Genomic DNA, 10,579 nt, shown 5'->3' on the forward strand with positions numbered 1-10,579 from the left:
TAAATTTTCTTATATTACTTATATGGTTTAAAAAAAGTTACTGTTTTTTAAAGTACAGTTGTAATAAATCATGAGCAGCTGCAAAAGGTGAAATTTCATTGTTTTGCACTGCTTTTTTGTTTTCTTTCAGAAGAGAAATTATTTCCGGTTGATTATAGAAATTTTGTTTCAACTGCTCGTTTATGGTTTCCATCATCCAGAAATGATTTTGTTCGTTTCTTTTTTCTTGGAAGAAACCCGTTTCTTTTGTCAATTCAAAATAATCAGAAACGGTGCTCCATATTTCAGAAATACCTTCTTTGGTTATAGAGCTGCAAGTAGTAACTTTTGGTTGCCAGTTTGTGTTTTTTGGAGGAAATAAATGCAAAGCACGATTAAATTCCACTTTCGCCTGATTGGCTTTTTTGATATTATCGCCATCGGCTTTGTTGATTACAATTGCGTCTGCCATTTCCATAATACCGCGTTTAATGCCTTGAAGTTCATCGCCTGCACCAGAAATCTTTAAAAGTAAAAAGAAATCGACCATGCTATGAACGGCAGTTTCACTTTGCCCTACACCGACTGTTTCAATAATTATAGTATCAAATCCAGCAGCTTCGCAAAGAATAATCGTTTCTCTGGTTTTGCGTGCTACACCTCCTAGAGTTTCTCCAGAAGCACTTGGTCTGATAAAAGCATTTTCATCTTTAACTAATTCTTCCATTCGGGTTTTGTCGCCCAAAATACTTCCATTCGAAAGCGAACTGCTCGGATCAACTGCTAGAACAGCTACTTTTTTGCCCAATTCAGTCAGATGTTTTCCAAATGCTTCAATAAAAGTACTTTTTCCAACTCCAGGAACGCCAGTAATTCCAATACGAACTGATTTATTTGCGTGCGATAAACAGCCTTGAACAACTTCGTCTGCTTTTTGAAAATGATCAGAATTGGTGCTTTCAATTAAAGTGATGGCACGGCTCAAAGAAGTTCTGTTGCCGTCTAAAATGCCAGTAATTAATTCGTCAGAAGAAGGTTGCTGTCTGCGTTTGGTTTTAATTTGATTAATAGCCGAAATATTGGTGATTTCAGGTGGCGAAATTCCAGGTTTTTCAGAAAGGCTTCCAACTTGTTTATTGAAATTTGACAAAATGCACTTTTTAGAAATGTAAAAGTACAGAAAACAAAAACAGTTTCAAAAGTAGAATATAACCTTAGAAACTGTTTTTTGTTAAAATATCGATTTAATAAGTTCGAAAGTAAAACCTTAGCAGCTTAGAATCTCAGAACCTTAGAACCTAAAAAAAATTAATACCCCGCAGTAAACCTAACTTGGTGATGTTTTGGAGTTTCTACTTCATCAGCAATAACAACTGCCAAATCTTCTACAGATAAAATGCTTCTTTGTTCGTCATTAAAAACTGGATTTTCTAAGCCTAAACGATATTTTCCAGTTCTTCCTGTTTTAGTTCCAGCATGCATTTCGAATGCAGGACTAAAAAATGCCCAGTCTAAATCTTTTTCTTCTTTAATGATATTTAAATAATGTCTTGCCGCGTTTGCGCCAGGATAAATTTCTTTAGGAAAATCTGGAGTATCAACTGCTTGTAAATCTGGTGCGACAAATAAACTTCCAGCACCGCCAATAGTAATGAAACGTTTTACACCCGATTTTTTAACCGCTTTTTGAATAGCTTTAGAACCTGCTAAAAAGTCATCGTAAATATTTGGGTTAGTCCATCCTGGATTATAAGCGTTAATAATAGCATCATGACCTTTTAAAACTTCTGCCAAAGCGTCAACATTAAAAATATCTGCAGCAACCCAAGTTGCGTTTGCTGTGTCTTTTGGAGTTCTTGCAATAGCCGTAATTTCATGTTTTCTGTCTGCCAATTCGTTTAAAATTGCTGAGCCAACAAATCCTGTAGCTCCGATAAGTGCGATTTTCATAATATATAAATTTATTTAGTAATAAAAAATGTTACAGTTTTGGGTAAAAAAATAGTTTTAAAATTGGTTTGAAAAATCTTCTAAAGATATATTCTGCAATTGTGCACTAACTTTCTCGTTCATTTCACTGTACAAAGCTTCTAAATTCTGATTGATTTTCTTTCCAACAGGACAATCAGGATTCGGCTGATTTTTAGCAAAACCTAAACCAATGGTTTCAAAAGTCATTTCAAATATTTCTTTTAATGTTAATTCAGAAGAGTTTACGGCCAATTTTGTTCCGCCATTTTTTCCTTCTTTACTTTCTACGATATGATGTGCTTTTAGATTGGCAATTTCTTTTCTAACCAAAACTGGATTTACGTTCATGCTTCCTGCAATAAACTCCGATGACAAATAATCATTTGGAAATTTATTGAGCAAAGTAAGAATGTGAATCGTTATGGCAAATTTACCTGAAATCATACTGTAATAAAATATGTTACAAATTTATGCATTTTTGTAATACAAAATACTAATTTAACTTTTTTTTATTGATTAGTGATTAGACTTTAGTAATTAGTGATTAGTAAATAGTCTTTAGCTTTTAATACTTAGTAATCATTACTTTTGTCTAGTAATTAGTAAAAAGTATTGTCAGAACTTAGTTTAAATTCTTATAATCTCACCGCTAACACAACTTACTATTTACTATGGACTAATTACCAATCACTAATTAATGAACAACTTTATCTTAATATTTTTATTCCTTGCACTCGGTTTAGTTTTACAGCGAGTGAAGCAATTTCCTGTACATATCTATAAAACACTCAATAAAATTGTAATCTATTTTTGCCTTCCAGCAATTACTTTATATCATATTCCTAAAATAAAATGGAGCAGTGAATTATTGTTTCCAATAGGAGCGGGATGGATAACTTACATTTTAGCTTTTGTATTTTTTCATTTTTTAGGAAGAAGAAATGGCTGGTCGAATAAACTGATAGGATGTTTGATTTTAACAGCAGGATTAAGCAATAGTTCTTTTTTGGGTTATCCGATTATTGAAGCTTTATTTGGGAAAAAAGGTTTAGAAACAGCCGTTTTAGTCGATCAGCCAGGAACTTTTGTGGTGGTGTCTACGCTTGGCGTTTTTACAGCAGCTTTTTACTCGAAAGGAAGTCCGAACGCTTTAGAAATTTTCAAAAAAATAATTCTGTTTCCTCCATTTATCATGTTTGTATTGGCTTGTTCGATGAACATCTTTCAAGTAGATTTAAATGAAAATATTCAATCCTTATTATTGAAAATTGGAAGTTTGGTGACGCCTTTGGCTTTACTTTCTGTTGGATTGCAATTAACTTTCGATCGAAAAAGCCAGCATTGGAAGTTTTTAAGATTAGGGCTTTTCTTTAAATTAATTTTAGTTCCTTTTGTGATTTTTGTGCTATACGTTTTTATTTTCAATCAGCGTTCTGAAGTTATAAAAATCACTTTAATGGAAACTGCAATGGCGCCAATGATTACTGGTGCAATTTTGGCATCGACTTATGGTCTAAAGCCAAAATTAAGCAGTATGATGATTGGTTTTGGAATTCCAATTTCGTTTTTAACCCTTGCTGTTTGGTACTTTATCTTAAGTTTTATATAGTTTAAAATAGTAATTATATCGAGAAAGTAGAATTTTAACTTTTTTTTACATTTTCGATGTTTTCTAAATGCATTTTTTAATTAATTTTAGAGGAACTAAAAAATTAAATTATGTCAACATTACGATTAGGCGATATAGCTCCGGATTTTCATGCAGAAACCACGCAGGGACCAATCAATTTTCATGAATGGTTAGGAGATTCTTGGGGTGTTTTATTTTCGCATCCAGCAGATTTTACACCTGTTTGTACAACTGAATTGGGAACTGTAGCAAACTATGTTCCTGAATTTACAAAAAGAAATACTAAAGTTATAGCTTTGAGTGTAGACGGTTTAGATTCGCACAAGGAGTGGATTAAAGATATTAACGAAACTCAAAACACGGAGGTTAATTTTCCGATTATTGCAGATGAGGATAAAAAAGTTGCGAATCTTTACGATATGCTTCATCCAAATGCAAGTGACAAATTTACAGTGCGTTCTGTTTTTGTTATCGGACCAGATAAAAAAATCAAATTGACTTTGACGTATCCAGCTTCAACAGGAAGAAATTTTGACGAATTACTTCGAGTAATTGATAGTTTGCAATTGACAGCAAATTATAGCGTTGCAACTCCAGCAAACTGGAAAGACGGAGAAGATGTTGTTATTGCATCTGCAATTCCAGACAGCGATATTCCAGCAAAATTCCCAAAAGGACATACTCCAATTAAACCTTATCTGCGTTTGACTCCGCAGCCGAATAAGTAGTTTTTTGAGGTTCTAAGTGACTGAGGTACTAAGGTTCTAAGGTCTTTAATATAAAAGCGCTAAGATTTCAATTTGTGAAATCTTAGCGCTTTATTTTTTATAACTTAAAAGAGTGGAGAGAAAATCTTAGAACCTTAGCCACTTAGTACCTCAGATTCTCAGAACCTTATTTAACCGCCAACAAAGCAGTCATTCTTTTTTTATCTCCTACAACCCAGAGAATATCGTTTTTCTCTAAAATTAAGCTAGATTCGGGATTTAGAATACGATTTCCGTTTCGTTCAATACCTACGACCATTCCGTCTGTTTTAGTTCTAAATTGACCAATACTTTTTTGAATAAATTCTTCTTGAGAAACTTCCAGCTGGCGAAGTACAATGTTGGTTTCTTCTACTTTTCCACGGGCTTCAGTTTCGTTTTGATTGAGGTATTTTGTAAATTCAACAATCTGGGCATCGGTACCAATTACGCAAATTTCATCTCCAGGAAATAAGCGTTCGTTTTTGGTTGGAATCGGAATAGTAACTTCACCACGTTTAATGTAAGCGATATTAATTCCTAATTGCTCACGAATCTTAAGTTCCTGTAATGTCTGTCCAACTAAATTAGACTCTTTTTTAATTTCGAAAAAAGACATATGTCCGTCCCAAGGCATTAGATTGGCATATCTTCTATCTATTTTTTTATTTTCGCGATCGTTAAGATTTTTTAGAAAATGATTTTCAATTTTATGATATTGCTCATTTAATTTTTTAGGGAAAATTTGATACGCTCCAATCGCGATTATTAAGGCAATAAAAGCGACTAATGGCGAGAAGAAAATATTCAATAAAAATCCAACAAAAAACAAACCAAGGCTCATTCTAATTAAAATTAGCATCAATAATGCGCCACGATATTTTCGTTCTTCCCACAAAATTTCTACTTCTTCAACTTTAACACGTCTTAGTGAAAGAGCCCATAAAAAAGGAGCAATAACGACTAAAGTTAATAAAGCGGCTAAAGTATTTCCGAATCTTGTATCGGCGACTAAAGGCGCGACAAATTTTGATGACAATAAAATAATGGCAGTAATAATTATGGTATGAAGAATAATCTGAGTTATGGAAGAACGTAGTACAATCTGCCAAGTGCTAACAGATTTAATCGCTTGTGCATTGACACTATATCTGTTGATGTTTTTAACCCATCTTTTAGGCATTTTTGATTCTAAATACAAAGCAAATGTTTCAGAATATTTAATTAAAAATGGAGTTGTAAATGTTGTAATAGCAGAAACAGCTACAATGATTGGATACAAGAAATCGCTTGTTACTTTTAAAGTCATGCCTAGAGTGGCAATAATAAACGAGAATTCTCCAATTTGTGCTAAACTCATTCCAGTTTGAATAGATTGTTTTAGCGGCTGTCCAGAAAGCAATGCACCGAATGAAGAACTGAGTGCTTTTCCGAAAATGGTTATGAATGTTATTAAAGCAACAGGAAGTGCATAGGAAAACAATGTTCCAGGATTAATTAACATTCCTACAGATACAAAGAAAACAGCGCCAAATAAATCTTTTACGGGCTGGATTAAATGTTCTATTTTTTCGGCCATTGTCGTTTCAGCAATAATAGATCCCATAATGAAAGCTCCTAATGCAGGAGAAAACCCAACGTTTGCCGCAAACATAACCATCATTAAACATAAGGCTAATGATATTATGAGTAGCATTTCATCTGTTAAAAGATGTTTTGCCTTTTTAAAAATAGTCGGAATAATAAATATTCCACCCAAAAACCAAATGATTAAAAAGAAAACTAATTTTAATACAGATTGCAATAATTCGGTTCCAGAAACTTGATCACTTACAGCAATGGTGGATAATAAAACGAGCATTAAAATAGCCACAATATCTTCAACAATGAGAGCCCCAAATACAATTCCAGCAAACTTTTTCCCTTTAACCCCTAATTCATCAAAAGCCCTAATAATAATGGTTGTTGACGAAATAGAAAGTGTTGCTCCGAGAAAAATACTGTCCATTTTTCCCCATCCCATCCATTGTCCAACACAATATCCAATCAATGTCATGAATAAAATCTGGGTTATGGCGGTGATCGATGAGGTTCCTCCAACTTTCATTAGTTTCTTAAAACTGAATTCGAGTCCTAAACTAAAAAGTAAAAATATAACCCCAATTTCTGCCCAGACTTCAACACTTTTCATGTCGGTAATAGAAGGGAAAAAATCGAAATGGTTTCCAGCTAAAAATCCAGCGATTAGATAACCTAAAACCAAGGGCTGTTTCAGTCTTTTAAATAATAGCACAGCAATTCCTGCAGTCATTAGGATTAATCCCAAATCACTAATTAGAGGTTGTAAGTGGTGTGTACTTTCGGCTGCGGCATTTAATGCAATCATATAAAAAAGTGGTATTGTTTTAGGAGCAGATCCAGTTTTTTTCATTTTAAATGAAACTCGCAAAACTCTATATCAATTATAAAGCACGACGAAATAATCTGGGCAAATAACTCCAAATTAAATAAAAAAAGCTATCTCGATAAAGATAGCTTTTTTTGGTAAAATATTTTAGTTTTTTTTCTAAATTCCTGTGTAATTACTAGGCGTTATCGCTAATAATTCTGCACGAACAGCATCAGAAACTTCTAGTGTTGCAATGAAATTATGAATGGCATTTTTATCAATCGCTTCATTTGTTCTGGTTAAACCTTTTAAAGCTTCGTACGGATTTGGATAAGCTTCGCGACGCAAAATAGTCTGAATTGCCTCAGCCACAACTGCCCAGTTTCTTTCTAAATCTTCAGCAAACTTGCTTTCGTTTAAAAGCAATTTGTTTAATCCTTTCAAAGTAGCTTCAAATGCAATAATAGTATGTCCAAACGGAACGCCAACATTACGTAACACAGTACTGTCAGTTAAATCACGTTGTAATCTTGAAATTGGTAATTTTGCAGATAAATGCTCAAAAATAGCATTTGCAATACCTAAATTTCCTTCAGAATTTTCAAAATCAATTGGGTTTACTTTATGTGGCATTGCAGAAGATCCAATTTCTCCAGCTTTGATTTTTTGTTTGAAATAATCCATCGAAACGTACGTCCAGATATCACGGTCTAAATCGATGACAATAGTATTGATTCTTTTTAAAGCATCAAAAAATGCTGCAAAATGATCGTAATGCTCAATTTGAGTTGTTGGAAAAGAGTGTTTCAATCCAAGGTCTGTTTCAACAAATTTATTTCCGAATTGTTTCCAATCAATTTGTGGGTAAGCAACGTGATGTGCATTGAAGTTTCCTGTTGCGCCACCAAATTTAGCCGCAAACGGAATATTGAATAACAAACGCATCTGCTCTTCTAAACGTTCTACAAAAACTAAAAGTTCTTTACCTAAACGAGTAGGAGAGGCTGGTTGTCCGTGTGTGCGCGCCAACATCGGAATGTCTTTCCATTCAACGCATAATTCTTTTAATTTTGCAATTACAGCAATTAAAGTCGGCATATAAACTTGCTCAAACGCTTCTTTTGTAGAAAGCGGAATGGCAGTATTGTTAATGTCTTGAGATGTTAATCCGAAGTGAATGAACTCTTTATATTGAGATAGACCTAATTTTTCAAATGCATCTTTAATGAAATATTCAACCGCTTTTACATCATGGTTGGTTACTTTTTCTGTTTCTTTAATCCAAAGTGCATCTTCGGTAGAAAAGTTTTTGTAGATATTTCTCAAGCTTTCAAACAAACTAGAATCAATGCCTTGTAATTGAGGCAATGGAATTTGGCATAACGCAATGAAGTATTCCACTTCAACTAAAACGCGATATTTTATTAAAGCTTCTTCAGAGAAAAAAGGTGCTAAGTTTTGAGTTTTATTTCTATATCTTCCATCAATTGGCGATATAGCATTCAATTCGTTTAGAGTAGTCATTGTTATGTTGTTTTTTCGAAAGGTGCAAATATAAACAGAATTTGCGGATTTAAAGTAATCAGAAAGTCAATTGAATAAATTTAAAAAGGGAAAAAAGAGAACATAACACAAATTTCACGAATTAACACGGATTTTTTTTTGCTACTTAATAGATAACGTAAGAGATTCGTGTCAATTCGTGAAATTTGTGTTCAATAAACTATGTGTTTAAATAGATTTTAATTTCTCTCTCAAATCTGCAACTCCTTCTGAAGCAAATTTGGCAATCGTTTCTACTTTATTTCTGATATTTGGAATTGCAATTGGTTTAGGGTCAATATAAAAAACTTGCGTTGTGCTTGGTGTGTAGGAAATTAATCCAGCTGCAGGATAAACTTGCAGCGAAGTTCCAATTACGGCAAAATAATCTGCCGTTTCTGTAATGTCAATTGCTTCTTCGAGTGCTGGAACTTCTTCACCAAACCAAACAATGTGTGGTCGAAGTTGATTACCATTAGCGTCAAAATCTCCAGTAAATAAATCTTCAGTCCAATCTAAAATTAAGTTTTTATTTTGTGTGCTTCTAACTTTTAGTAATTCGCCATGTAAATGCAAAACGTTTGTACTTCCTGCGCGTTCATGCAGATCGTCAACGTTTTGAGTTATAATATGAACGTCAAAATCTTTTTCTAATTCGGCTAAAATAATATGACCCAAATTAGGATTCACTTCTTTTAATTGTTGGCGTCTTTTGTTGTAAAAGTCCAAAACTAGCTCCTGATTTTTATGCCAGCCTTCTGGAGTTGCCACTTCCATAACATCATGACCTTCCCATAAGCCATCGCTGTCTCGAAAAGTTTTAATTCCGCTTTCTGCACTTATTCCTGCTCCAGTTAAGACTACAAGTTTCTTTTTCATTTTTTATATGGAATTTTTTGATTCTCATTCAAAGATAACGAAATGAGAAATTTTTCAAATGAAATAGTTATTTTCGCAAACTAAATTTAATTGATGTGAAAACGGAACTTAGATTAAAGATTAAAAGAAGTTTCTTGGATAATTATAAAAGAGAATTACATCTGCATCCTGATTTTATTCGATTTGAAGATAAGGATTTAAGAAATAATGGCTTTACTTCTTTTAAAACCAATGAAATAAAAGAATTTCGATATGGTGTTACTTTATATCAATATCGTTTGGTTTTTGGAAGAGAATATCAAGTTTGTATTAAAAATTTTGATGACGATATTTTAAAAATAAAGTTTACAAGTTATTTTGGAATTAAAAAGCTTAAAGTTCATGAACTTTATTCTGAAATAATCACTTCAGTTTGGGATTTGTATTTTAAAGAAAAAACAATGGCATTTATTGAAGATTTTAAAGAAGGTAAATCTTTTTTAATTGGAGAAGTAAATATTAATCCGGAAGGTATAATTATTGCTGTTTCGAAACTTCTAAAACAGGAAGAAAAGCTAATTTCATGGAATGATGTTGGAATTAGAAAATACACAACTTACGTTTCTGTCTATTCAAAAGAAAATCCATTAGATTTTAATCGCGGTTATTCTTATCAAAAGGACTGGAATACATTTGTTTTATATAACGTAGTTACTACCATTATTGCCAATAAAAATATTAAAAATGATTGATTTAGATTACCTCGCATTCTTAGAAAACATATTAACAGAAAATAGAAAAAGTAATTTTTTAAAAGTATTAGAAAATAGAACTAAACATTTTACTGTTGCAGTAGAAGACGTTTTTCAAATGCACAATACAAGTGCTGTAATGCGAAGTTGTGAAGTTTTCGGAATTCAGGAATTGAATGTAATTGAACAACGTTTTGGAAAACGTATTGATAAAGAAATTGCTCTTGGCGCACAGAAATGGGTTGATATTAATCGATTTGATTCCGTTTCGGGCTGTCTTTCTGATTTAAAAAGTAAAGGTTATCAAATTATTGCTACAACACCGCATGAAAAGGATTGTATGTTAGAAGATTTCGATATTACTAAACCGAGTGCACTTTTCTTTGGAACGGAGAAAGAAGGTTTGTCTAAAGAAATTATGGATAATGCCGATGGATTTCTAAAAATTCCAATGGTTGGTTTTACAGAAAGTTTGAATATTTCAGTTTCTGCAGCCATTATTATTCAAAGTTTGACCAACAGACTTCGTCGATCTGATATTAATTGGAAATTATCTGATGAAGAAATTTTAGTAAAACGTTTGCTATGGGCGAAAAATTCTATAAAAGATATTAAAAGAATAGAAGAAAGATATTATCAGGATAATCCCAGAAATTAGTTTTCAGTCACAGATTACAGTCTTAGTATTGGGATAGAAAATTGGAATCGAGAA

At 32.7% G+C, this 10,579-nt stretch carries 10 protein-coding genes; 4 read left to right on the top strand and 6 right to left on the bottom strand.

What is annotated here, in order from left to right; translation table 11 throughout:
- Positions 1-37: 37 nt before the first annotated feature.
- The 3 genes from meaB to LL966_RS00305 form a co-directional block, all read right to left on the bottom strand.
- Positions 38-1,129: a methylmalonyl Co-A mutase-associated GTPase MeaB gene (gene meaB, locus LL966_RS00295; protein WP_229349086.1), complete on the bottom strand. Its 1,092-nt coding sequence runs from the start codon at positions 1,127-1,129 to the stop codon at positions 38-40.
- 158 nt (positions 1,130-1,287) lie between these two features.
- Positions 1,288-1,929, bottom strand: coding sequence for an NAD(P)-dependent oxidoreductase (locus LL966_RS00300; protein WP_229349088.1), 642 nt, complete (start codon positions 1,927-1,929; stop codon positions 1,288-1,290).
- A gap of 57 nt (positions 1,930-1,986) precedes the next feature.
- Entirely contained in the window at positions 1,987-2,394 is a 408-nt protein-coding gene (locus tag LL966_RS00305) for an RrF2 family transcriptional regulator (protein ID WP_229349090.1), read from the bottom strand.
- Between the two features lie 253 nt (positions 2,395-2,647).
- Here LL966_RS00305 and LL966_RS00310 point away from each other — a divergent pair, with 253 nt between their 5' ends.
- Complete coding sequence (locus tag LL966_RS00310; protein WP_229349092.1) at positions 2,648-3,559, top strand: AEC family transporter; 912 nt, start codon at positions 2,648-2,650, stop codon at positions 3,557-3,559.
- A 110-nt stretch (positions 3,560-3,669) separates the two neighbouring features.
- A complete protein-coding gene (locus LL966_RS00315; protein WP_229349094.1) occupies positions 3,670-4,308 on the top strand; it encodes a peroxiredoxin in 639 nt (212 codons plus the stop codon).
- Positions 4,309-4,474: 166 nt separating this feature from the next.
- Here the strand turns inward: LL966_RS00315 and LL966_RS00320 are convergent, their stop codons facing one another.
- From LL966_RS00320 to LL966_RS00330, 3 genes are all read right to left on the bottom strand, one after another.
- Positions 4,475-6,712, bottom strand: a complete 2,238-nt coding sequence (locus LL966_RS00320; RefSeq protein ID WP_229350865.1) for a cation:proton antiporter domain-containing protein — start codon at positions 6,710-6,712, stop codon at positions 4,475-4,477.
- A gap of 180 nt (positions 6,713-6,892) precedes the next feature.
- Entirely contained in the window at positions 6,893-8,239 is a 1,347-nt protein-coding gene (purB, locus tag LL966_RS00325) for an adenylosuccinate lyase (RefSeq protein ID WP_229349096.1), read from the bottom strand.
- A 207-nt stretch (positions 8,240-8,446) separates the two neighbouring features.
- Entirely contained in the window at positions 8,447-9,136 is a 690-nt protein-coding gene (locus LL966_RS00330; RefSeq protein ID WP_229349098.1) for an SIR2 family NAD-dependent protein deacylase, read from the bottom strand.
- Positions 9,137-9,231: 95 nt separating this feature from the next.
- On the opposite strand from LL966_RS00330, the gene LL966_RS00335 reads away from it, so the two are divergent.
- Together LL966_RS00335 and LL966_RS00340 are read left to right on the top strand one after the other, a co-directional pair.
- On the top strand, positions 9,232-9,867 hold the full coding sequence (locus LL966_RS00335; protein WP_229349100.1) for a hypothetical protein: 636 nt from the start codon (positions 9,232-9,234) through the stop codon (positions 9,865-9,867).
- Positions 9,860-10,525: a TrmH family RNA methyltransferase gene (locus tag LL966_RS00340; RefSeq protein WP_229349102.1), complete on the top strand. Its 666-nt coding sequence runs from the start codon at positions 9,860-9,862 to the stop codon at positions 10,523-10,525. Before LL966_RS00335 ends, LL966_RS00340 begins: the two co-directional genes overlap by 8 nt.
- The last annotated feature ends 54 nt before the right edge of the window (positions 10,526-10,579 follow it).

This window comes from Flavobacterium chungbukense, assembly GCF_020805785.1.
Lineage (GTDB): Bacteria > Bacteroidota > Bacteroidia > Flavobacteriales > Flavobacteriaceae > Flavobacterium > Flavobacterium chungbukense.